Source organism: Desulfovibrio sp. TomC (genome assembly GCF_000801335.2).
GTDB lineage: Bacteria > Desulfobacterota > Desulfovibrionia > Desulfovibrionales > Desulfovibrionaceae > Solidesulfovibrio.
On sequence record NZ_JSEH01000034.1, the window covers coordinates 1 to 22,002 of the forward strand.

The window sequence follows — 22,002 nt, forward strand, 5'->3', positions numbered from 1 at the left end:
CACTTGCTCTCCCCGGGGCCAAAACGTGAATTGGCCCCAGGATCAATTTTCCGGGGTTTTCGGTCACGGGGGAGGGTAAGTCATGGGTCAATCCCCAAACGGCCCAGGACGGGGAGTATAGAGGGTCGGTTTTGGGGTCTGCCGGGCGGGTAATTTCCCAGGCATGAGTGGAGAGCTCTTCCCGATCATTTTCTGAAACGAAAAAAAGGACCCGGCCCGAAGGCGAGGTCCTCTGAATAGATTTACGTAGTCCTGCCGCCGCCCTGGTGTTCATGATGCACCAGGGAAGACAGCAGTTTCAGGATCGAATGATTCGTCGCCGGATCAAGCGCCCTTCACAACCGAACAGACGGTTTGCCCGTATTCGGCTATAGCAAGAGATGTTTTTGCTCTTATTGAATTACTTAGTCGACCATGATTTTAAGTTTTCACTAACAGTCATGCCTTGAACAATCGCGGTCGCGTAAATTTCCTTTTAACCATCAAATAATTTACAAATACTACATCTCTTGCCGTATCCCTTACAGATACGCAGCCATCCTCCTTAAAAACTAGCGACTCCAACGCTTTTGCCATAAGGCATTTAAAGAGGACTTCCCTTGGTCTCAAGTCAGGTCTTTCAAAACCGTCCCGAACCTAATCACACATATGACCAGAAGGCATTATACCTATCTATATCTTCAGAACTGAATGTAATCAGTAAACTTCAGTTTGTCATGAACTTCGTTCATCATATGCGCCACCGTGGTTTCTTCATGAAAATCATGAATACGGGCCAGTCTTTCGGTCTCAATCCCTTTCACAACTGAATCGCTTCATATTGCTTAGATAACTCTCAAGAATTCCTGTTCGATGGAGCCGACAGGTAATTTTGAACCTTGAGTCATTTTTATTTCTTGACCGCGAAAGATTCTTAGGTTGAATCTCTCGTTTGCACTTTCAGCAACACTTGACCGACAACTTAATGCAAGGCACCCATGACACTTTAACTACGCTTAATATTTGTTAAATTATTTGAATACGGTAAAAATCAATTCAGCTTGCGCATAATGTTTTTATCAAGACTTGATTGCTGGTTATTTCTTAAAATCGTCCAGATCGTCTATTATATCCAATAATATAGTCTTTTATTTCTGTCTGTAGAAAGAGAATGTTGCCGAACTTGTCTTAGAATGACACCCTATGGCTGTGAATCAATCAATAAATATGTATAACTTTTATACGAAGCACTCAAGATAAGGGGCTATCACTTTTCATGTTTTGAAACTTGGAGGTAGTCCATAAAGACGCCATCCTTATTCGTTGTAGAATCAAATTTCAATGAACCGGTAGCAGTTTGGTATATCAGTTTTTCTCAAGAAAAAATTATTATTTTAAAAATATATATTATATTTACCTATTATAAAATGATTAGAATAATTTTAATAATATTATCTAATTCTAATACTTAAAGAACATGATCGTATTTTATAAATCTAAATATACATTCATAACACAATTCGTATGTTGTTAGACTACGACTGAGATTTTTTGCTATCGATATAACTATTAATAAAATCTCGTCTCGACCTAATAGTATTAATACTTTTACCGCTATTCTTGGAAATATTTCTATCGCTCAATCTTTTGCCAGACGCCAACAATTTGTCGATTGTCCTTCGTAAGATATTATCAGTATTTTTTGCTTTTTCAGTATGCGTATGGCCAGTCCCCAGCATTTTACGCTCTTTAACTACCCTTTCTCTCTCTTCTTCGCTTAGCGAAGGGTCTATTGGGGCTAATCCCATGACGCCATAGTTTTTCATGTTTCTATTATAACGAGGATCGTCTTTGTGTTTCCAAAACCATTCAGTAACATACTTGGCACGTTCTTTAACTTCGTCATTGTCGAGAGGACCTCTATCAGGCCAGTGCTCCACAATCTTCGTAGAATTATAATTGTCCAAATAGAGCAATAGCGAATTAAAATGACTTGGTTCATCAATCTGCTTCCTGATGTTGGCATTAGACCACATTCTTGCAATATGAAATAGCTCTGGATTCCTTCCTTCGAATATACGATCCTTCAAATTTTCAAAATACTGTTTTTTAGTCGGCAGTGTTACAATGCTAGCTAAATCTTTCAACGTGTAGACGTTGTCATGCCAAGAAGTGTCCCAGACTCTAGAGAAAGGATTTTTGATGACGACATGTGTGAAGTCCTTATCCGCCTTTAACTTCTCAGTGTATGCGTATCTGATCGCATTGTAGTATTCAATAGGTCTTCTGCGAATCTTATTGTCGTTGCTACCGCAAGGCCAGTACACAGGGTCTTTCAATTCATATAAAATATGAGAGTGTCCATTCTGTGGATTGACGATCAGTATCGTTGGTTCTGGGAGGCCAACGGTACACCATGCGCTCGCGGAATCCTCATAGTCTAGATCGAAGCAAAGATAAGATCGCCGTGATCTTGGCAAAGCAAGGTAGACGCCTTCCCTGAAGGCCATAGCTGGATGCGATAATTTGTCACACTGTTTGTCATACCCCCATAAAATACTATTATCGAAGTGCATTTTAAATCTTTTTTGCGGCGAAGAGTCAGAATACTCATCCTCATCTTCTTCAAACTCTGGAATATCTTGCGCGGAATAACAGTACTTAATTTCTGTTCCTGCTAAATCTTCTTCGAGTGGCAGGGGTGTATTGTCTTGAATTGGCTCTTTCCGGCATAAATTCAGAACCCATTCTGGGGCAGGACTGATCGGAAGATTGTTTTTTATCGTATAGAATTTAAATGTCACAGGATGTATTGAGCCTGGAGCTACGACCTGGAATCCTAATCCTTGTACATCAAAGACAACGACACTCATGGATTGACCAGGGATGATTTCAACTTCTTTTTTCTCTTGACCCTTCCGATAAACAAATCCATCTGTCGGATATTGATAATAATAGTGATTCTTGCTGCTCCCCGTCTCAATGGTCAAAGTATTCTTGAAATCATCTGAAATATTGTTTTCAGAAAGATATTCTTCAAAATATTCAACATGATCAATGTCAAGGACAATGACGCCACTGGCAGGCCCACAAGCGACACCCGCATTGTTTCTTATGTAATCTAAGGCGTTGAATTCATCCTTTTCAATACAGGCCTTCGTCCAGCCCATTTTAATAGGGGCTTTTTCTTTCTTTTTTTGTTCTGGCAAAGCCCTAACTGGTATCAATGAGAATATTTTCGACAGTTCTTCAAAAACATCAATTCTATCTAGTTCATTAAATTCAGTCAGACTGTTTATTTTTTCGACAAGCTCATTCGGAAGCTGCCGAACTGGAATCGCCAAATTTTCTTCATCCTGAAAAGACATACCAACACCTCTACTGACTACGACTTAGAGATAATCATTCTACCATTTCAAAATGACTTGTTTTTTCAAAAATAAAATATAATTTTCAAATTTGACAGCCACAACGCGGTTTTCTGCCGTAGATATTCTACAAAAAATCAGCATGTAACTCTTTCAATTCAACGCCCGTGTGTAAATACCAACAGCCGCTATGACCTATTGAGCCAGCTTGATAGCTGTTTGTACTTTCTACGGGTAAAGTGTGTCAAATCCATTGGCAATGTGGGCTTCGCGCACACGATCTTGTAGCTTGACAAAATAGTGAGTATTTACCAGCTGCCTGCAGAATGTAGAATTATGTCCATACAGATCGCGGTAAGTAATGCCAAGTTCATCTTTGATATATTTTTCAACTTCATCGCGGTGATCATAATCTTCGAAATACATCAATTGATTTTTCGTGTTGTCGATTTCGTTGTCACGGAAACGGAGCATTATATCTGGCTTTTCAGGATTATATGGTTGATTCCAAAAGTAAATATACCCAAACTTTTGAGCTTGCGCCCAGTTGCTACTATCATTGTAGTCAAGTGGAACATCTTTTATGCTATTATATGCGCTCACTCCAAGAAGATGCACTTTCCTACCGGCGTCTTTAATTCTTTTTACAATTTCTGATACAACTTTTTTGTCGGTTCTGTATTTTGAACTCCCAAGCGATATTATTTCATATTGTTTTATGAATTCACCAACTTCATCCGTGTTTTCCCCTAAATAATCATGAACAACCGGAACAACATTGTCTATACCCATTTCTTCAAGTATCTTTTGGTTCATGCAGTTTTCGGCATAACCACTATCTGTAAAATTGACATCAAAATTAAATATAAAATCGAAGCAATCGTTAAATGTTTTGCAATAGTACCTAAACCCGTCAAGGTCAATTTTTTGACGAGCGAACTCATTTGCAAAGTTATAAGTAAACGCGCCACTATCAAGTATTAAACTATCGATTTTTTCTCTGTGAGTAACTATCATGTCGTAATAATTGTTGTTCACTGTCCCGTAAGACAATAGGACATTAATTTCTGCGTCTGGCTTGAGTGTCCTGTACTCAAGGAGAACATCAAGATCGAACGACGACAAATAAACATTAATTCCCATTGTTGGCACCGTTTGTGATTTGATTTTTCAAATATTCGAGCTTATCAATTGCTTCTACAACCATTTCAACGCTCAAGTAAGAAGGGATCTTCACGCTCTTGTCATTATAGAAGTAAACAGACTCAATGACTTTAGACAGAATGCAAATCATCGACTCGTTACTTCTATGCGACGTGATATCCCCACGCGCTGAACTTTTGTTGGCAATGCACCTTACAAGATATTTATTTATTGCATCTTGCGACCCAAGGTTTTGTATGTATTCATAGTCGCTGCAGTCAAAGATGCACCCGACTTTTATTGCTCGAAACATCAAGTCTTGGTCATATGAAACTTCGCCTACTGAGTTTTTGGTATTTAAATATTTTGTTAGATCATCTATTTTCTTTCCTAGCGCTGCCAACTCTTGGCTTGACCTGTCTTTTCTTTTTAAATCAATGTCAAATTGTTCTAGCAATTTTTTCATTTGCCCCGGATTGTTTGTGCTGTACAATGCATTTAGCAAGTATACGACACGATCTATCCCTAGATAATATATTTTTGTTATATTGCTCACTTCTATTTCGTAGTGATAGAGGAGTTGACACTGTTCAACGCGTCTCTTTCCAATCTTTAGCTCAAAATATTTTGCGCTGAAGTTTGCCCAGCACGGGACATCTTTGTTTTTACTACAATCGTCTTTGTGTTTTTCACGAATATACGAAATCATACATCCTATTCTTGACCAGCTATAAGTGCGCGCCTCGGTGTCATTAGCACTTATGACATTAAAGTGGGCGCATGCCTCGTTAATCAGTTCGGCCTCTTTAAACATGTCGTTAGCATTGTTTATATCAATTTCAATCAACTTGATTGCATTGATATCGTTCTTTTTCTTTTCATCCTGGGAATCAATATATGACAGATCAAGACGGATTGGAGAAACCATTCCTCGCCTCCTTTTTTAAATTAACTTTATCACAGAATTTACTTTTTTCCCCTTCACAACGGAGATCGATATTCGCCCTTCATTTTTTAGGTGTCGAAGAACAGCTCCGTATTTCTTTGCTCCGCCTTTGATTTTATGGCTTGCAATCAATTCGCCCCATGTGCGCTCGCCTTTGTTGTTGGCAAGATATTCTAAAACAACCTTTACTTGATCGTCAAAGCTTGTTCCTGATATATGTTCATGAATTAGCCACTTCGTAGACATAAACGCGCAAGCTACTACCTGAAGTGCATTATAAATCGATTTGTCGTTTATTTCTGTCGATGCAGGATCTTCAGAATATTGCATAAGCATGGCTATCTTAAGTATATAGGGCGACCATCTTCTAAAGAATGGTTCGATTAAATCGCTTTTGTCAATTGAAAACTTCTTTACATACTCTTCAAGTTCTCCATGTATGCCTTCGTAATATTCCTTCGCATCTTCTGAAAGTAAATATTCTTTCTCGACTGGCGCAGTCATCAACAAGTTGAACATTTCTTTTTTTGCGTCATATATTCTTTTACCATCTTTTGCCGTTGGCCAGGCTGGAATAGAAGTCTCCACAGGAGGTGGCGTAAACAAAAGGAATCTAGCCAGGAATCCAGACTGAATACTTTCCGATGTTGCAAGCTCTTTAAATGAACTATACGTCATCGCTCCGCACATCGACAAAAATGGCTTTTCAAGAGCTGTCGTCCCATCCGTTTTGGTGGAATAAGCATACCGCTTTGGCACATCGTATAAATCAGTAAGAGTTGCCCTTGCCTGAAGCCCTCGTCCTCCTCCAGCAACAAAGGCCAACCATGTACTGAATTCTGAACTTAATATCAATCCACCGCCTTTAAACGCTATATAATCGAGTAAGGCTTCAAGCGTAATCCTTGCAGGGATAAAAATGCTTCTATCAATCAAATGCACTGGTATTTTGTAAAAACAGTCATCGAGACTTAGACCTTGGCTGTTAATTTCATTCAAGGCCAGAGTCCCGACAGAATCAATAGCCTTCTTGAAATCATCATCAAGCTTTTTTTCGGCGCGAATAGAAAGGAGTTCAGCGTAATCCGATAAATTTCCAGGAAGCTTTGCTAAACACAGTTCATTCAGCTCTTGTCTGTTGAATAAATTTCCGGCCTTGTACTTTTTAATTATTATGCTAGCAAGCTTATTGAGTTGCACGGCCGCATCACTTGTTATGCTTTCTATTTTGTATGCGACTTCATGGGCATTATTTTGTGTTGTAGTTTTAAAATTGCCAGACTTATTGACCTCAACAATCCAAAGATTTGGATACAATTCCTGAAAATACCCTTCTTTTTTGCCATTCGAAGCAATCTTAGGGATGTGTAGCGATTTCTGTAAAACAGATGACATCAAGCTTAAAGTATTTATTGTAGCCGAAACAACTTGACAGCCAGATTCTTCTGTCAAGGCTTCAATATAACTTTTTATTACCGGCGGGAAGTTCTCAATATCTAATTCAATATCTTTAGGAACCAATTCTTTTTTAACATCTTCTGCATGTTCAGCAGGTGTCTTTATCGCGTTTGCAGTCATCCTTGAACTCCTTTAACTTCTACCGACATGCTCTATTGATCTCTTTACTTTCGGCCTTGACTCGATCAGTTGACGCTTTCCAGCCCGGAAGCCTCGAAGAAATGATCCCGGCGACCTAGTGCGCAGCCGTCTGCGCGTTATGTAGCGCCTCACACCGCGTCCCCGATCCAGGGGGGCGGCGGCTTCGCTGGGACAGGTCCAACTGCCCGGAATGAGTCCCGACACAAAACCCGCAGCCTTTTGCGCATTATGCAGCGCCGGTCATCCAAGCCTCGCTATGCCCAGCCTGCCGGCTTGCCTATAGGCCGGACTGTGAACGCCCTGGCGCGACGCGAATCTCGGACACCTGGGCCGTGGCCGCTCGGTGCCCAAGCCGAATGCCCAGAAATGATCCCAAATACGCTACCCGCAGGCCTGTGCGCATTGTGTCGCGCTGGTTATCCCAAGACTCGCTATGCCCAGTTGGCGCACCAGTATGCCGGGCCGTGAATGCCCTGGCGAGTCGGTGAACCCCCGACACCTGGACGGCGGGCTCTCTGTGGCCAACCCAACTGCCCAGAAAAGATCCCAGGTACACAACCCGCAGGCCTCTGCGCATTGTGTCGCGTCTCGCTAGCACTCACTTTCCGACTCATTTTCGCTCAGGACCGGCAAGGCGGGCAGTCAAAATTTCAAATTCGGCAACCTCTGATAAAAATTGCATAAATTCAGAATGTTACGCCTGTATTTTGCTTTTCAAATTTTTTCAAAAACTTCAACATACTGAATTTGCATGCTATTAACGCCAGAGCGACCTTTGCAACCGGCCAGGGCATCGCCACCGCGCCCCCCAAAACGGCCCATTTCGTCCCGTCGCTCGCGCATGACGTCATAGGGCCGACCTGACTCCGAGAACCGCAGGATCGCGGCCCTGGACGCAGCCACGCTCGCATTGTCCGCGGCCCAGGCACGAGGCCGCAACCCAGTCCCCTCAAATCCTAATCCGAGAAGTACCTTACAGCCCTGTAGGTCGCAAGTCGGCGAACGGCATAAGTGCATCCTGCCCAAATCGGGACAAACATGAAACCGGCGACGGCGTTGCCCTCGCACCGTGGCAGCATCCCCGAAAACAAAAAGGCCTGGGACGGTAAAGCCATCCCAGGCCCAGGCTCACAGTTTACGAGGGCTTACGTGCTACGATTTCGGCGCGTGATCTCCTTTGTCGTCCTTCTTTTCAGGCTTTCCCGAAGCGTTGGCTTGAGGCTTGGTGTCCGATTTCGGGGCCTTCGCGGTTTCCTTGGGAATGGACTTGTCGTCGGAAACAATTTCATCCACAACCTTGTCAGCAGCTTCCTTCGTGACTGATTCCCTGGCTTGCTTGCCCTGCCAGCGATCAGTTTTTTCCCAAGGCTTGGCTTTTTCTAAGATGGCCTGTTTCTTTTTAAGCTGCACATCCGTCATGAGTTTCGTGTCCGGGGCATACCCACACAACTCACGGTACTCTTCAGGCTTAATCTTGTGACACATCAAGAGATGCGTCTTCGAAATGACGTCGAAATTTTTTCCACAAAGGCAGCACGTAGCCTTTTCACCTTTAAGAGCGGACATCGGGTTCTCCTTGAGATCTGCCTTAGTGTAACCGTGGCCCGATTGCTTGTTCGCCGTGGTATCAGTTCCGCCGTCGCCAGAACCGTTATTGCCTTTTGCGATTTCAGCCTTCGTCCTGGAAAGGCTCTTGATGGTCTTGTCCGTAAGATTAAGGACGTCATCGATAGAAAGACCAGGATTAGTTTCCATGATGACGCGGAGGATTTCTACTTCAGACATTTTCTTTAGTCCTTTGCTAAAGTGTTATTTGTTCAATAGCCCGGCCGAATGGGTGGACTGATATGTTTACTCGATTTTCGTCGCCATCTCCTGTTTGGAGTGATCTTATCAGTTGGCGCAGCGATGACATTAGTCTGTGTCATAAAAGGTCATCACTTCGCCATGCCTGGAACCACCTCAGGTCCACCTGCCCACTTTTTTGCTGATCAGCGTTCCTGGCCCTTTTGCTCCCTGTGTCCCGAGGTTGCCCTTGCTCCAGAGGTGATTTATCCCTGGATATTCGAAGCGGGATTTGGGTCTTTTCAAAGGGGCAGTGCCGTTCATTTTCCCACTAGGGCGGGGTGGATGCACCTGGTAATTGCCTTCTATGCCGGGAGGTGTTTTTTTTCCTACTGGGGGAAAAGTCTTAAGGTGGGGGTAGAAGGGAATTTTTTTAAATTTATTTGGGGCGTGATGATCTGCGACCTACCCCCAACAGCCAGGGGGAGGTTGAAGGCGTAGAGAGATACCAAGAAGGACAGACACGCACTTGAATTGTGAGATTCTGCCTATATACTTTTGGAGTTATGCCATGAGATACAATTCTTTTCCTTTTCATTTTAAACTTTGCGAAGAAAAAGTAGATATTTTTGGCCTTATTGACATGATTGTTTGTTTCAGTAACAAGGATTCAATAACAGCAATACAACCTGATTTTAATTTTCATGAGGATGCTGTTCTAAAAGAAATTGCTGCTTCAGACTGTTGTGCTTTTATGGGCGGCATTGATGAAGACTCTGATTCGTGGCCTATCAAAAATTACTATACTGGTTATGAGAATGTTTTGTTAAAATTATTTTCAAGATATATCAAAAACTGCCTTGAATCGCCTGTGTTCGATGACACCAAAATACTTATTGAAGAAGAATTAAGTTCTATGTCTTTTGATATACATGTTGACGAATGCAATGTTGCTAAATTGTTTGTCGGTATCCAGAATTCATTTTTGCAAGACGAGGTTCCTGACGAACACTTGACGCAGACCTTGCATCGCCTAGTTGCGCCTGACAATATTCTAGATCTTAGCTTAGACCAAAATAAAACATGGCAATTTATTTTAAAATATCTTTTTAAATTCTTCCCAAAAGACTTTGATTCAATGTGCAAACATTTTGAACAGTTATACACAAACACAGAGTATGCTAAAATAAAAATTTGCTATTCGTACATCGGGGACTTGGGGATGAAGCAAGTGATGTGTTCACTAATTAATAAATACAAATCTAAACCAGATATTGTCGACCCCCTCAGGCATTACTCAGGACTTTTTTGTGCAGCGGTAGACCTGTTAAACAGGTTGCCTGAGCCGGCAAAAATATACACCAAAAGGGCTTCAGACTTGTTACTTATTGCCCTCGTGCGGTGTACTTACGCATTGGGCAGGATTGATCGTGAAAAAGATTTTTACTCGGAAGCCTCTTTGGATTTCATGTCGTCACTTGGCCCAAGCCATGGGGCGAAAAAAAAGCACGGACCTAAAAATTCAAACTATGACAAACTTGTAAAGGAAGCTGAAGATTTATGGGAAAATGGCGACAAAAGGATGCATAATGTGATGGCTGATTACCTTCTAAATAAATACGAAGACATCAATAATGTCCGCAGAAAACCGCTTTTAGAAAAGTTAGCCGTGGTTGGCAAAAAGTACGGTCGGGTCCGTGGAATGAAAAAAGGGAAATAAGAGTCTATTCTTTATATTAAGCGTGCTGTTTTAATGCTTGCAGCTTGACGTTGTTTACGATTCGCGATTTGCGACATCAGGACAAATTTCTGCCGCTTGGCATGCCAAGTAGTTCCCCTGTTTCCCACTCAACCCCGTATTTTCAGAAGAGAGAGCTCTAAAATCCGAGGTTTGACTTTTCTATTTACCACCAGCCCCGATATTTCGCAGTCAAAATCACAGCCTTGCTTCATTTTGCTGGTTGCTACTCAAAACACCCTGCTAAATGCGCATTATGGTCTTGAATTGCCACGCAGCTATTTCATCGTGATTTCGTATAGAATAAGTGCGTGTCGCTCCAAACCCAGCAAGTCAGCAACTTCTTTCGATTAGTCGTCTTCGGGCAGCATGATGGTCAAGACTGGCTCGCCGTGATCACCTGGACCCATCACGGCCAGGATCTTCACGGTGGCCCACTTGCCCGGCGCCATCAGGAACAGCACGTCAAAATTGATGCGATCCCTGGCACCAAAGGTCTTAGCGGCGATAAGTGTTTTGAAGAGAAGATCATGAAGCCGTCCCTCGACGGATTGACCTTCACCTTCCAGGCCAGCCGGCGGTGTCAGGTAATCACCATAGAGATGGTCAGTGACGACAGTATTCACCTTGAAGCCAAGTTGATTTGCTTGCTCGGTGACGTCGATCAAGACCCCGTCCTCAATGGCTTGCTTACGCGTGTAGCTGAAGATGACATTCCAGTCCTGGTCCATCTGGGTATCCTCCCTTTGGGAATATTGAATAATTCCCGGGAGGATACCCTGACGGGGCCGGGGAGGTCACGAATGAGCTTGTTAAATTTTTAGACAACAACCAAAATGTGTTGGTCGCCAACTAGAGCGTTTCAAGGATAACCTCTAGATCAAGCAAGCGCTTTAATCTTTATAGCAACATCCTGCGCGCATTGTTCGTTGTATGCGTCAACACGTTTAAGCATGAAAAGCGATTCAATAACTCCAAGTATCGACGGTATCCATGTCCAGCAAAACAATACGTAGACAACGCCAAGTACGTTGCTTTTCAAATAAAATCTATGCGCGCCAAAAGCCCCAAGAAGACAAGAGAGGAACACTCCTGTTTCCCCGTTTTTCCTTTTTTTACTCATTTCTGAGTAATACAACGCCTTTTGATTGTCTGTCATCTTCTTGATGTAGTTCAATTCAACCAGAGACAGGTCCTGGTAAGCTTCAACTTCTCCAGATATTATTGACTTCAGTATCAATGACAATTCTTCCGTTGCGCTATTGTATATATTTTCTAACCACTTCTTCCCAGCCCAGTACCCAAATTTTTCGTTAATTTCTATTGTTACCCTTACCTTTTCTTCTGCTTGCACAGTTGCAATGGTTACTTCAAGAGGTATGATGCTATTGGTAGATCCAAATGATCCAAGAATTCTAAAAAGAATACTGTTTCCAAACGTGAATTTATATGTTTCGTTATCGACGGAAACCAATCTCCCCTTTATCTTGGGGATGGAATATCTAATGACATCTCTGACTTGATTGATGTCACGCGAAACGTCAAAGGAAATAGTCTTGGTGTCTAGCATGATTTATTACCTTTTTTTGTTGTTTTCTGTTTGTGATTGAACTTAAGAAATGAATCCGCAATAAATTTACCGCGCTTTCCTTAAGTTTACGCTCCAAACAGAAACATGTTTATGACCGCATTACCACCAATTCTGCGCAGAGGATGAAGACTCACACGAGAAAGCACCAAGTGCTACGGAGTCGACATGTTATTCTACATAACAATCTTCCAATACGGGTATAATAACGCTTTGGCCCGAGACAAGAGTGACTTCATAGTTAGAAGAATATCTGCCAACGACTTTTACTCTTTGCCCTTGCTTTAGCTCGGAAAATTTCTTTTTTATACTTTTGAAAGCGAACCCAGACTTTACATATGGATCAACTTCTAAACCGTGCACATTATCATTCCAAATCTGTGCAACGAAGTCTTTGGTGACGTCCCAAACCAAATACGTATTGCCGTCCTTTTTGACGAGAGTTCCAGTCCACATAAAATATTGATCATTGCTGCTAGGCCCGTCGACAGGAGGTTGCTTTTTATAGACCTCATTGTCTGAAGCTCCAGTGTAAACGTAATAGTCGTCAAAAGTATCGACACTTTCTTTCCCGTCAACAACTTCTAAATGTCGCTTTGCGAGTTTTAAATTGTTTTGACACTCCTCATATTTATGTCTTTGTTTAAATAGTAATTCTTTTTCTTGATCAAGCCCATCCTCAACTTTTGAACGTGTGACGCCAGAGCCTTTGTACGAGTTGTCGAAGTCTTTTATTTTTTTTGTTATGTCTGAGATTGTGGTCTCAGTGCTTTCGACGCTGTTTTTCAGAGAAGAACATTCAGAATTTGCCTGATTGAGTTTTTCTGCGTAAATTTTATGAATTTTGCTGTTTGATTTGTTGCTGGGAATGAGCAATATTACTATAATTGCCGCTAAAATGCTAATTGAAATCTTGTTCTTTGCTATGGATATTAGCTTTTCCTTGAGAGGTAAGTCACTTTTTGCTAATTCAACTAATTTTATAAACTCATCTTTGAAAAACATGAGAAGGCTCTTCACCATAGACCTCCTGATCGTTTTATTCACCCCATGGAGATGAATTGTTAATCTCAGCAATACTGTGAAGGATTTTAGTAGCGCCTCAATGCCCCCAGGCTCACCCACTTCCGACAGGGGCCGCCGCCGCAGACCAATGGCCCACATTTGAAATAGGTCATATAGTACCTGTTTTCAAGAAAAAAAGGCGCATCATCTGGTTCGCCCCCTGCCGCCTGTTACGTATTGGTATTCGGGGGGAGCGATGCCTAACATACACGAAATATTAGGGAAAAGAATTCAGGCTCTTAGGAAGAAGGCCGAGTTGACTCAACTCCAATTAGCTGAAATGGCAAACTTATCCTTGAAGCACCTTGGGGAAATCGAGAGGGGAAGGGGCAATCCCACCCTGGAAAGCCTCCACAACTTGTCAGTGGCACTGGATGTATCCTTGATGAAGTTGTTCGACCTGGAAATTGATGTGCTTACGACCGAAGCAACAGAAGAACTCGCGATAGGTATTATTCAGTCAGCATCCCCAAGTGACAAATCGAAAATACTTAAAATACTAGTTGCGCTATCCGAATAGTATTATTTCCTCGTCTTTCGAAACACATTCAGTTACGGCCTTTTGAAGCGGCAACGATCTGATCAAGGTATTCCCTGTAGGCCGTTGCCAAGCTCATTCCTATTTCTGCCCACTTCCGCACAAAGACTCCCTGTACTCCTGAGTCTGCCGCGCCCATCACGTCAAAAAGGTGTTCAATGGGCTGAAACTCCTGAATGATCTCTTCAATCGTCCGGCGCGTCTTCTCGTTGGCTTCTGCTTCTGTTGTCATGCTCACCTCGTAATCCGGAGATAATTGGTCCAAGGAGGGAGGATAGCCCGAGCCATGGAGCCGGTCAGGGGTGCTGGGGAGAAGGAAGAGTCTTGGAGCTACCCCGCGTGTAGCTGAAGATGACATTCCAATCCTGGTCCATTTGGGTATCCTCCCTGTATGGCAAGTTCGCGGCTACTCGTAAAACTTCGGGTCGTTCTCGGTGACCTTCAAATTATCGAACCGTCCATGGAGGTTCCTTTCTTCTTTTTTAATTGCGTTTCGAACATTTTCCCGACCAACGATCACACCACCACCACCACTGGTGATCATCTTGAGGACTCCACCAACTACAGTACCAAAGACAATTCCAGCTAACAATTCGAAAAGCCACATGTCTTTAACCTCCATGAAGCGGTTAAATAAATCGTGATTTCAGATGTTCCTATTAGATGTAACAACCATTTGATCGAGGCGTTCCCGAAAACTTGTGGCAAGTTGCATACCTATTTCTGCCCACCTCCGCACAAACACTCCTTGTACTCCTGAGTCGGCCGCGCCCATCACGTCAAAAAGGTGTTCAATAGGCTGAAACCGCTGAATGATCTCTTCGATCAGTTCGTGCGTCTTGTCGTTGGATTCTGCTTCGCTCGGCATGCTCACCTCGTGGTCCAGGAGATCGGTGACCAGGGAAGGATAGCCTGGGCCATGGAGCCGGTCACGGGGCTGGGCAGCTGACGGGGGAGGCCGGGGCAATTGGCAGCGCCGCCGGCTGAATCGGACATTGGGCCGGAGCGGGATTCTCCTGGGTTTTGCCCATGGCGGGGACTAAGGGGAGGGTTGGGCAAGGGAAGCCCCCAGGACGGGGCCGTAGGACGCGAATTCAAGGGGGGTGTCCGGGGACACGAGGGGCAAGGGGCAACGAGCCACCCCTGCGGAGGCAGGAGTAGATGATCAATTAACAGCTAAACCTGATTAACATAAATCTCTTTTCATTTGACAAGACAATATCAGAAAGCTATCTGCCAATTTATTCATCCAGACACTAAGGAGCTAATCATGGTCGATAAAGAAATTTGGGCAGAAGCTTTGAACTTGGCGAAAGACCAGCTTCGACATGGAAAGGTCCATTTCAGCGAACTCGAAGGAGTCACAAAGAGCATTTACGATAAGCTAATTTCTCTGAGCTGCGGACCTGTGATTGATATAGAGCCTGAGCCGATGAAGCAGATTGAAGCTCCTCAGCATGTGAAGACCAAGAAAGGGGTCAGATGCGCTGAGTGCGGAGAAGAGTTTAAGGTTTTAGGATCCAAGCATCTTAAGACACATGATCTTACTCGCGAAGAGTACATGAAAAAACATGGTGTCGCGAAGAAAGACATGTCTATCAAGATTGCCAGAAAGACGCTGACTGGCGAAGACAATCCCCTTAAGCAAATGCAGATGATCATGAAGGAATTTGGAATTAAGCGCGGGGATGTCACTCAGTTTGTTTTGAACAATGGTTTTGACGACATGAAATCTCTTGCTGCTGCCGCCAAGGAAAAGAATGTTGGCATTCTTGAGTTGCTGAAGGCTGTTGACGAAGCCAAAGAGACCAAAGCCAATAATAAATAGCTTAGATTCAAAACAAGAAGCCCACGTCGTCCATGTTAAAGTGGTCGGCGTGGGCTTTTTTTATTTCTTTGCTGGCTGTTATTTGCGACTACGCCGCTCCATCTGTATGGTAGTCCAAATTGTTTTCTTTGCAAGCCGTTTCTATGAAGTCATTGATGACCTCACATGAACACCATGGTTTTTCTGACAATGCAGCAACCCACTTAACGATCTTAGGATAGGTATTGCAACGATCAACCTCGATCGGATAAGGAGAATTATCTGGAGTATGCTTGATGCAAACGACACCATTCTCAACATAAACAGAAGCCATGGATGACACCTCCGCAACATAAAGTTGGAATTCGGGAAGTTAAACAATAGCCAGCAATCAACTTTACACCCATTTAGTGCATCGAAGGAAGGAATCTCGTCTTGTTCAAAACTCAGCAGAATGGTCTTGATGTTGCTTCCAGTTAGACAGGTATATTTTTGCCAGACTCATATCTCGAATGATCAGTAGGTTCTCAGCGTTCTTTTCTTCGGCTGCCTTGGTGAAGTTAAACGACCCAGTGATCACAGTCGCACCGTCAATGATCATCACCTTGTTGTGCGCGATGGCGTGCTTGTCGTCAATCAAGACTGGGATGCCTTCATTCTTGAGAAACGTCGCCCCGGTGTAGGTCGCTTTTCGTTGGCTCTTGTCTAAGATAGCCTCGACCTTTACCCCGCGTTGGGATGCATCGATGAGTGCTTTTGCGATAGGGGCTGAAGTAAATGAGTACGCCTGGACATAAATCGACTCCTTGGCCTTTCCGATGGCGTCAACGACAGCCTGTTGCCCGCCACCCTTGGGGCTGAAATAAATGCTGACAGGAGTGTCTTTGAGGGTCAGGTCGTAAGCGTAGACCGGCGACCAGCACGGTAGGATGATGGAGAGGGCGATGACAAGGTACTTCATGGCTGTACCTTAGAAATTGCGCTTATCATTTCCAGTGTTGCCAGTACTATCTTTAGTGCTATTTGGGCTAGTAAAGCCACCAACCCCTGGAGACGCTCCAGGCTGCTTTCCTCCGGACCCTTTGTCTTGTTTTGCCGGTTTGTTGACATGGTAATCTAACCGTGGAGATGATTTATAGCCTGACTGTGTATGCGTATCAGAATTTTTGTTATAATTATCTTGAGTACCTTCAGCAAATGAAATCCCCATCAAAAAAGTAAAGCATAAAAGACTTAGTATGAAGACTTTCATTTGGTCCTCCTATTTGTGAAATCACTTAATATTGTGCTGCGCACGGTACGTCTTGACCATTGGGTCGGTGACGTCCTTGGGGTAACAGAGCGGAGCACGGCCACCCGGTCGGCTGTAGGCACTTCTCCCGCCACAACTCCTACCGTTCCGCATGGTGTTGTAGGGACATGGGCAATTGCCAGGATAGGAACTGATTGACTCCTTGATCATCATGTCCCGGATCTCTTGGTCTGTGGCGGCGAATGATAATGCAGGGACCAGAACCAAGGCAAGCGTCAGGAAAAGCCTCTTCATGATATCACCCCTAGCTCATTGAGCTTTATTTGCCCATAATCCTTTTTGCTCATCCCGGCATTGAAGCTCCCAGGCGTGCCAAGACACGCATTCCACCGTCTCCCGTTTCCTGCAGGTCCTCATGTTAATTGAAGCGAGGCAGGCTTTCGCCAGGACGCCGGCTAAATCTTCCTGACCTACAATCACTCGTGCGACGACTTGGCCGGTTGGTTCTTGATAGACGGGCAAGACCTCAGCTACGTCTCCCCACTGATAGCACCAGGAGGTTGTCCGTCGTCGCGCGTCATCTCCAAGGGGATTCCCAGGGACAGGAGCTATGACCGCGTAGAGCTTGATCCGTTCGATTTGCCCATCCGGCTTGGCGATGTCCAAGGCTGTGCCGTCGAGGACGTTGACGACCTTTCCCTGCCAGGAGTCTGTCGCCAAAGAGGGGATAGGAAGAAGAGCAAAGACCAGCAGGAAGGCGAAAGATCGGATCATGATCATGGCCCTGTGCATCATTACCCCGTGTCGAATCGTATTTGCTGAAAGACTATGCGGTCGTTTATGCCAAGCCCGAGGCAGCATGGCAACGACAATCAATCCGTCAACGGAGGCAGAGGGAACCAAATTCATTATCTTTTCAATGAATAGGTCGAATTGATCCTGCCTGTGCGTAGTATTTAAGTCATAACGATAGCTATGTACTTTTAGTGCAATAAAAGCTTGATAAAATTGATGCGTGTATCACTGGAAGCAAAATTCAACGGTAAAGTCGCCGTTGTCAGTGGAAAACGGTATCGCCATTACTGTAGATTTGCATATATGACTTATATAGTGATTGTCCCCAAAGATTATGGTCGGTGTCGATCCTTGCATTTTGATGCCCATATTTGCAAGTCCAGCACGAGCTTGCCCAGATATCATATTTGTTATTTCGCCAACTGCATCCTTTGCGTCGGCCATAACGTCAGATATTTCGTCTCCAAGCATAGATTTTACCATAGAAATAGCACACTTCTTTGTAAATGAAATCGAAATGCTTCCACACATATCCCCTGTTATGCCAACAACTGCGGATACATCACCATTCGCAGCCCCATTACTTTTAGCGTAAGGCTTTCCAGGAATAGGATTCATATGCGCCATGGTGGTGAGAACGTCCCGAGTTGCTTTTATGAATGGTTTGGCTAATTCCACACTAGTGTAATTCATGTCGGTATCCTTGTGAACAGTCGAGTTATATTTTTATCTGCGTAGAGACTTTGGCATGCCATTTTGCAGAGTCTATTTGTTTTCGGCAACCTTTTTCTGGGGATAGTGAGAGCAACAACTACCCAGCTTTTTGATGCGTTCAAGCGTTGGGGGCTCCTGATTCCCGAAACGTTCAAGCCCCAGGCCTTCCCCGACAGAGTCGAGGGCGCTCGTTATGACAATTATGAGAATGAGCGGGAAAAACTGCATACTGCTTGATAACTGTGCATTGCGCTGGTACTGTATGCACCCACGTCAAGACCTCGAATCTTGGACAGAGGGTTCACGAGCACCCGAAGAAGTTGCCACATTCACGGCATTCAACATCTGGAGTTTAGACATGAAGCTCTCATCGAAATTAATTGTCACAGCAACAATTTTATCACTCCTTTCTATAGTAATAGGAAGCCTTTCAATCTACGAAATGGCAAAAATTAACTCTAACACCCAGGAACTTTCAACAAACTGGCTCCCGACCATTAAAGTTGTCGGCGAACTCAACGGATTGGTAAATGAGTACAGGCGCAACGAACTCGTTCACATTCTAGCGACAGATGATGCACTCATGCGCGAATACGAACAAAAAATTAGTGATGTAGGCAATTCAATAAAAGACAAAATTAAAGAATACGAACCGATGATGACAGAGCCCGAAGAGCGTTCAAATTTCCCTAAATTCCAAGAAGAATGGAATGCCTACCTTGAAATACATACAAAAGTCGCAATGTTGTCCAAGGAAAATAAAACCGCAGAAGCGACAAAACTGATCCTTGGAGACGCCAGAAGACACTATCTTGACGCATTAGAATACTTGGCTATTCTCATCGATGTGAACAACAAAGGCGGCATAAAATCAGCTAAAGACGCCGAAGAAGCTTATACTAGCGGAAAAATGATTACAATTGGTCTTCTTGCTGCATCAATATTGATAGCTTCAGCAATGTCAACGCTTCTGATCAAAGGCGTCAGCAAGCAACTTGGCGAAGACCCAGGCTATTTACAGAGCGTCGCTACTGAAATTGCAGATGGCAATCTTAATGTCACATTTAAATCGTTCAAAGGCGATGGTGGTGTCTACGGCGTTCTCATCAAAATGGTCAAGAACCTCAAGGACAAAATCGCTGAGGCAGATTCAAAATCGGACGAAGCTGCTCATGAAGCACAAGCGGCCCGCGAAGCAACTGCTCTAGCAGACGCTGCCACACAGAAAGCTGAACGAGCTAAAGCTGAAGGAATGCTTCAGGCAGCAGAGCAATTAGAATCTGTCGTTGAAGTAATAACTTCTGCCTCAGAACAACTTTCGGCACAGATAGAACAGTCAAGCAGAGGGACAGAAGAACAAACTAACCGTATAGGTGAAACTGCTACGGCGATGGAAGAGATGAACGCTACAGTCATGGAGGTTGCGAAGAACGCTTCAAATGCTGCCTCAACTGCTGAGCAAGCTAAGGTCAAAGCCGAAGAAGGTTCAAAGGTTGTTAGCCAAGTTGTTCAAGGTATTGAGCAGGTCCAACACCAATCAGAAGAAATGAAAAACGACATGGGTAACCTTGGGAAACAAGCCGAAGGAATTGGTCAAATCTTGAACGTTATTTCTGATATTGCAGACCAGACAAACCTACTCGCCCTAAATGCCGCCATTGAAGCTGCCCGTGCTGGTGAAGCAGGACGGGGATTTGCCGTCGTAGCTGACGAGGTCAGAAAACTGGCCGAAAAAACCATGACTGCCACCAAAGAAGTTGGGGCAGCCATCCGAGGTATCCAGGACGGGACCAAGAAAAATATCGATAACGTTGAACGTTCTGGAAAACGCATTGAGGAAGTGACGAAGTTAGCGAATAATTCTGGCGATTCTTTACGTGAAATCGTATCCCTCGCCGAGGTCACGACTGACCAAGTCCGGTCAATAGCTACGGCCTCCGAGCAGCAATCCTCTGCCAGCGAAGAGATCAACCATAGCATTGAGGACGTAAACAGAGTTTCTATGGAAACAGCTGAGGCGATGAGACAATCCGCCCAAGCTGTCGGGGAGTTGGCCCATCAATCACAAGTTCTTAAGACTCTCATCGAAAATATGAAAACGGATAGTGGATCGGGTTCAAATGCACTTCCCTCTGGAAAGAAATCCCTGGCTCTTGGGAGAGGGTAATGGACGAAGCCGCCATCACAAAGCAGGAAAATGAACTTCTCCAACTCGTCACCTTCGCCATCGGTGAGGAAGAATTTGGGATAGATATCCTGAAAGTCCAGGAGATCATCCGCACCATGGCCATTACCAAGGTTCCCAACTCCCCACCTCATGTTGAGGGGGTCATCAACCTACGAGGAAAGGTTATCCCCGTCATCGATTTGCGAAGCCGTTTTATGATGGAATCACGCCCCCATGACAGACAAACCAGAATCATTGTCATCGATCTCCACGAAGTGATTGTAGGTTTTGTCGTAGACGGGGTGTCGGAAGTGCTTCGAATTCAGTCCAGTACGGTTGAACCACCACCACCCGTAGTAGCTGGCGTTGAATCTGAATATATTAAAGGGGTCGGGAAGCTGGAGAACCGATTGCTGATACTTCTTGATCTGGACAAACTCATCCCACTCGAAGAATTAAGGCAATCTTAAGAAAATAAAGCTCAAAATAAATGAATTAGGTGATCTTGGAATTCCACGCGTCAATAGCAAGGTCACCCCAGACATAAATGTCAATCAAAAACGGAAAATATTTGATATGAATAAAATAAAAATTGTTCTTATTGTCGAGAGTGATCCAATAAATAAATTTATACTAGATAAAATACTTAGCAAGTGTGGATTAAGAATAGTTTCGACAGACAGCACGTTACAAGCATTGAAATATTTCAAACATCAATATTTTGATTTAATCATCACGGACTTGATAATGGCCGGCATGGATGGCCTCACATTTGCCACAAAAGTTAGAGAAGTCGAGCAAAGCAAGCAAACTAAAACACCGATAATACTGACAATCACATCTCCACTCGATGACAGCCTTATGCCCAAGATTTCGGGGCTTGAACCACTAGAAGTATTCGAAAAGCCAATTTCGTACGGCGACATGTTGGATGTGATTAATCGTCTGATGGCGTGACTGTAAATGTGTAAAATGAAAAAATAAATTTTAAAACAATCAAACGGCAGCCAACAAAACAAGAAATCGCAACATATATGAATAATAAAAATGTACTTGAAAAGATCAACAACGCACTAGGCTCCGCACTCAAGACTTCAACTGCAAAAAACATTGAAGAGATTGAGATTAATTCTGCGGCAGAAGTTTATTGGTGGCTAAACATCATACTTTTGAATGATCAGTACAAAACCCACAAAGGATACTCCCTGCTATTGCAGCATGTATTGAGACGTCTTTGGAGTCTGTGTGGTGATATTGAAAGATATGCATTGCTTCCAACATTTCTCTGTCTTTTTGGAATCGTCAATAATATTAAAAATTCATCTATGACCGAAAATGATATTGTAAAATTGTTGAGCAATTGTCTGCGGATAAATCCAGCTGAAGTGGTCAACGTTGTTAATTCAAACGCTCACTCTATTAAGCATTGACTTGGCAACTAGACGATAAGACCAGAACATTCAGGAATTCCGCAAATACTAAATTTGTAGGTTGTCAATTGTCTGATAAATTTTATTT

Annotated in this window: 23 protein-coding genes; 7 read left to right on the forward strand and 16 right to left on the reverse strand. The window is 43.6% G+C overall.

Features of this window, described 5'->3' with window-relative positions; all coding sequences use genetic code 11:
* Positions 1 to 1,514 precede the first annotated feature (1,514 nt).
* The 5 genes from NY78_RS24045 to NY78_RS23310 form a co-directional block, all read right to left on the reverse strand.
* The gene (locus tag NY78_RS24045; RefSeq protein ID WP_082140134.1) at positions 1,515 to 3,347 is read right to left on the reverse strand and encodes a replication initiation protein; all 1,833 of its coding nucleotides are present in this window, start codon (positions 3,345 to 3,347) and stop codon (positions 1,515 to 1,517) included.
* Positions 3,348 to 3,575: 228 nt separating this feature from the next.
* Positions 3,576 to 4,490 carry a hypothetical protein gene (locus tag NY78_RS24920; RefSeq protein WP_156181032.1) on the reverse strand — a complete coding sequence of 305 codons (915 nt, stop codon included), beginning with the start codon at positions 4,488 to 4,490 and terminating at the stop codon, positions 3,576 to 3,578.
* On the reverse strand, positions 4,480 to 5,418 hold the full coding sequence (locus NY78_RS20500) for a hypothetical protein (RefSeq protein WP_043640450.1): 939 nt from the start codon (positions 5,416 to 5,418) through the stop codon (positions 4,480 to 4,482). Before NY78_RS20500 ends, NY78_RS24920 begins: the two co-directional genes overlap by 11 nt.
* A 15-nt stretch (positions 5,419 to 5,433) precedes the next feature.
* Positions 5,434 to 7,014 carry a DUF3987 domain-containing protein gene (locus NY78_RS24050; protein ID WP_082140135.1) on the reverse strand — a complete coding sequence of 527 codons (1,581 nt, stop codon included), beginning with the start codon at positions 7,012 to 7,014 and terminating at the stop codon, positions 5,434 to 5,436.
* Positions 7,015 to 8,187: 1,173 nt separating this feature from the next.
* Positions 8,188 to 8,820 carry a MucR family transcriptional regulator gene (locus NY78_RS23310; protein ID WP_053062291.1) on the reverse strand — a complete coding sequence of 211 codons (633 nt, stop codon included), beginning with the start codon at positions 8,818 to 8,820 and terminating at the stop codon, positions 8,188 to 8,190.
* 571 nt (positions 8,821 to 9,391) lie between these two features.
* Between NY78_RS23310 and NY78_RS20510 the strand changes: the two genes are divergently transcribed.
* Positions 9,392 to 10,540, forward strand: coding sequence for a hypothetical protein (locus NY78_RS20510; protein WP_156181034.1), 1,149 nt, complete (start codon positions 9,392 to 9,394; stop codon positions 10,538 to 10,540).
* 368 nt (positions 10,541 to 10,908) lie between these two features.
* On the opposite strand, the gene NY78_RS20515 is transcribed toward NY78_RS20510, so the two are convergent.
* The 3 genes from NY78_RS20515 to NY78_RS20525 form a co-directional block, all read right to left on the reverse strand.
* The gene (locus tag NY78_RS20515; protein WP_043640457.1) at positions 10,909 to 11,289 is read right to left on the reverse strand and encodes a DUF6573 family protein; all 381 of its coding nucleotides are present in this window, start codon (positions 11,287 to 11,289) and stop codon (positions 10,909 to 10,911) included.
* 149 nt (positions 11,290 to 11,438) lie between these two features.
* Positions 11,439 to 12,128, reverse strand: coding sequence for a TM2 domain-containing protein (locus NY78_RS25340; protein ID WP_053062292.1), 690 nt, complete (start codon positions 12,126 to 12,128; stop codon positions 11,439 to 11,441).
* Positions 12,129 to 12,317: 189 nt separating this feature from the next.
* Complete coding sequence (locus tag NY78_RS20525; protein WP_156181036.1) at positions 12,318 to 13,166, reverse strand: hypothetical protein; 849 nt, start codon at positions 13,164 to 13,166, stop codon at positions 12,318 to 12,320.
* A gap of 241 nt (positions 13,167 to 13,407) precedes the next feature.
* Between NY78_RS20525 and NY78_RS20530 the strand changes: the two genes are divergently transcribed.
* The gene (locus NY78_RS20530; RefSeq protein ID WP_043640461.1) at positions 13,408 to 13,731 is read left to right on the forward strand and encodes a helix-turn-helix domain-containing protein; all 324 of its coding nucleotides are present in this window, start codon (positions 13,408 to 13,410) and stop codon (positions 13,729 to 13,731) included.
* A gap of 28 nt (positions 13,732 to 13,759) precedes the next feature.
* Here the strand turns inward: NY78_RS20530 and NY78_RS20535 are convergent, their stop codons facing one another.
* From NY78_RS20535 to NY78_RS20545, 3 genes are all read right to left on the reverse strand, one after another.
* On the reverse strand, positions 13,760 to 13,981 hold the full coding sequence (locus tag NY78_RS20535) for a hypothetical protein (RefSeq protein ID WP_043640463.1): 222 nt from the start codon (positions 13,979 to 13,981) through the stop codon (positions 13,760 to 13,762).
* Positions 13,982 to 14,155: 174 nt separating this feature from the next.
* The gene (locus NY78_RS20540) at positions 14,156 to 14,356 is read right to left on the reverse strand and encodes a hypothetical protein (RefSeq protein ID WP_043640465.1); all 201 of its coding nucleotides are present in this window, start codon (positions 14,354 to 14,356) and stop codon (positions 14,156 to 14,158) included.
* A gap of 39 nt (positions 14,357 to 14,395) precedes the next feature.
* Complete coding sequence (locus tag NY78_RS20545) at positions 14,396 to 14,617, reverse strand: hypothetical protein (RefSeq protein ID WP_043640467.1); 222 nt, start codon at positions 14,615 to 14,617, stop codon at positions 14,396 to 14,398.
* Positions 14,618 to 15,019: 402 nt separating this feature from the next.
* Here NY78_RS20545 and NY78_RS20550 point away from each other — a divergent pair, with 402 nt between their 5' ends.
* Positions 15,020 to 15,577 carry a MucR family transcriptional regulator gene (locus tag NY78_RS20550; RefSeq protein WP_043640470.1) on the forward strand — a complete coding sequence of 186 codons (558 nt, stop codon included), beginning with the start codon at positions 15,020 to 15,022 and terminating at the stop codon, positions 15,575 to 15,577.
* An 88-nt stretch (positions 15,578 to 15,665) separates the two neighbouring features.
* On the opposite strand, the gene NY78_RS24930 is transcribed toward NY78_RS20550, so the two are convergent.
* From NY78_RS24930 to NY78_RS24060, 5 genes are all read right to left on the reverse strand, one after another.
* Positions 15,666 to 15,890, reverse strand: coding sequence for a hypothetical protein (locus NY78_RS24930; RefSeq protein ID WP_156181038.1), 225 nt, complete (start codon positions 15,888 to 15,890; stop codon positions 15,666 to 15,668).
* A 105-nt stretch (positions 15,891 to 15,995) separates the two neighbouring features.
* On the reverse strand, positions 15,996 to 16,517 hold the full coding sequence (locus NY78_RS20555) for a phospholipase D family nuclease (protein ID WP_043640473.1): 522 nt from the start codon (positions 16,515 to 16,517) through the stop codon (positions 15,996 to 15,998).
* A 9-nt stretch (positions 16,518 to 16,526) separates the two neighbouring features.
* On the reverse strand, positions 16,527 to 16,808 hold the full coding sequence (locus NY78_RS24935) for a hypothetical protein (protein ID WP_156181040.1): 282 nt from the start codon (positions 16,806 to 16,808) through the stop codon (positions 16,527 to 16,529).
* 309 nt (positions 16,809 to 17,117) lie between these two features.
* Entirely contained in the window at positions 17,118 to 17,588 is a 471-nt protein-coding gene (locus tag NY78_RS20560; RefSeq protein ID WP_156181042.1) for a thermonuclease family protein, read from the reverse strand.
* Between the two features lie 240 nt (positions 17,589 to 17,828).
* Positions 17,829 to 18,296: a chemotaxis protein CheX gene (locus NY78_RS24060; protein WP_082140137.1), complete on the reverse strand. Its 468-nt coding sequence runs from the start codon at positions 18,294 to 18,296 to the stop codon at positions 17,829 to 17,831.
* Between the two features lie 379 nt (positions 18,297 to 18,675).
* On the opposite strand from NY78_RS24060, the gene NY78_RS20565 reads away from it, so the two are divergent.
* The 4 genes from NY78_RS20565 (at position 18,676) to NY78_RS24940 (ending at position 21,914) form a co-directional block, all read left to right on the forward strand.
* Positions 18,676 to 20,484, forward strand: coding sequence for a methyl-accepting chemotaxis protein (locus NY78_RS20565; RefSeq protein ID WP_043640479.1), 1,809 nt, complete (start codon positions 18,676 to 18,678; stop codon positions 20,482 to 20,484).
* Positions 20,484 to 20,954: a chemotaxis protein CheW gene (locus NY78_RS20570; protein WP_043640482.1), complete on the forward strand. Its 471-nt coding sequence runs from the start codon at positions 20,484 to 20,486 to the stop codon at positions 20,952 to 20,954. Before NY78_RS20565 ends, NY78_RS20570 begins: the two co-directional genes overlap by 1 nt.
* A gap of 106 nt (positions 20,955 to 21,060) precedes the next feature.
* Positions 21,061 to 21,441 (forward strand): response regulator, encoded by a 381-nt coding sequence (locus tag NY78_RS23320; RefSeq protein ID WP_053062293.1) that lies wholly within the window; start codon positions 21,061 to 21,063, stop codon positions 21,439 to 21,441.
* 77 nt (positions 21,442 to 21,518) lie between these two features.
* A complete protein-coding gene (locus NY78_RS24940; protein ID WP_156181044.1) occupies positions 21,519 to 21,914 on the forward strand; it encodes a hypothetical protein in 396 nt (131 codons plus the stop codon).
* The last annotated feature ends 88 nt before the right edge of the window (positions 21,915 to 22,002 follow it).

What these genes read in the sequence shown, in the direction of transcription:
- NY78_RS24045 (WP_082140134.1), bottom strand. Translation starts at nt 3,347, where the DNA reads ATGTCTTTTCAGGATGAAGAAAATTTGGCGATTCCAGTTCGGCAGCTT.
- NY78_RS24920 (WP_156181032.1), bottom strand. Translation starts at nt 4,490, where the DNA reads ATGGGAATTAATGTTTATTTGTCGTCGTTCGATCTTGATGTTCTCCTT.
- NY78_RS20500 (WP_043640450.1), bottom strand. Translation starts at nt 5,418, where the DNA reads ATGGTTTCTCCAATCCGTCTTGATCTGTCATATATTGATTCCCAGGAT.
- NY78_RS24050 (WP_082140135.1), bottom strand. Translation starts at nt 7,014, where the DNA reads ATGACTGCAAACGCGATAAAGACACCTGCTGAACATGCAGAAGATGTT.
- NY78_RS23310 (WP_053062291.1), bottom strand. Translation starts at nt 8,820, where the DNA reads ATGTCTGAAGTAGAAATCCTCCGCGTCATCATGGAAACTAATCCTGGT.
- NY78_RS20510 (WP_156181034.1), top strand. Translation starts at nt 9,392, where the DNA reads ATGAGATACAATTCTTTTCCTTTTCATTTTAAACTTTGCGAAGAAAAA.
- NY78_RS20515 (WP_043640457.1), bottom strand. Translation starts at nt 11,289, where the DNA reads ATGGACCAGGACTGGAATGTCATCTTCAGCTACACGCGTAAGCAAGCC.
- NY78_RS25340 (WP_053062292.1), bottom strand. Translation starts at nt 12,128, where the DNA reads ATGCTAGACACCAAGACTATTTCCTTTGACGTTTCGCGTGACATCAAT.
- NY78_RS20530 (WP_043640461.1), top strand. Translation starts at nt 13,408, where the DNA reads ATGCCTAACATACACGAAATATTAGGGAAAAGAATTCAGGCTCTTAGG.
- NY78_RS20535 (WP_043640463.1), bottom strand. Translation starts at nt 13,981, where the DNA reads ATGACAACAGAAGCAGAAGCCAACGAGAAGACGCGCCGGACGATTGAA.
- NY78_RS20540 (WP_043640465.1), bottom strand. Translation starts at nt 14,356, where the DNA reads ATGTGGCTTTTCGAATTGTTAGCTGGAATTGTCTTTGGTACTGTAGTT.
- NY78_RS20545 (WP_043640467.1), bottom strand. Translation starts at nt 14,617, where the DNA reads ATGCCGAGCGAAGCAGAATCCAACGACAAGACGCACGAACTGATCGAA.
- NY78_RS20550 (WP_043640470.1), top strand. Translation starts at nt 15,020, where the DNA reads ATGGTCGATAAAGAAATTTGGGCAGAAGCTTTGAACTTGGCGAAAGAC.
- NY78_RS24930 (WP_156181038.1), bottom strand. Translation starts at nt 15,890, where the DNA reads ATGGCTTCTGTTTATGTTGAGAATGGTGTCGTTTGCATCAAGCATACT.
- NY78_RS20555 (WP_043640473.1), bottom strand. Translation starts at nt 16,517, where the DNA reads ATGAAGTACCTTGTCATCGCCCTCTCCATCATCCTACCGTGCTGGTCG.
- NY78_RS24935 (WP_156181040.1), bottom strand. Translation starts at nt 16,808, where the DNA reads ATGAAAGTCTTCATACTAAGTCTTTTATGCTTTACTTTTTTGATGGGG.
- NY78_RS20560 (WP_156181042.1), bottom strand. Translation starts at nt 17,588, where the DNA reads ATGATCATGATCCGATCTTTCGCCTTCCTGCTGGTCTTTGCTCTTCTT.
- NY78_RS24060 (WP_082140137.1), bottom strand. Translation starts at nt 18,296, where the DNA reads ATGAATTACACTAGTGTGGAATTAGCCAAACCATTCATAAAAGCAACT.
- NY78_RS20565 (WP_043640479.1), top strand. Translation starts at nt 18,676, where the DNA reads ATGAAGCTCTCATCGAAATTAATTGTCACAGCAACAATTTTATCACTC.
- NY78_RS20570 (WP_043640482.1), top strand. Translation starts at nt 20,484, where the DNA reads ATGGACGAAGCCGCCATCACAAAGCAGGAAAATGAACTTCTCCAACTC.
- NY78_RS23320 (WP_053062293.1), top strand. Translation starts at nt 21,061, where the DNA reads ATGAATAAAATAAAAATTGTTCTTATTGTCGAGAGTGATCCAATAAAT.
- NY78_RS24940 (WP_156181044.1), top strand. Translation starts at nt 21,519, where the DNA reads ATGAATAATAAAAATGTACTTGAAAAGATCAACAACGCACTAGGCTCC.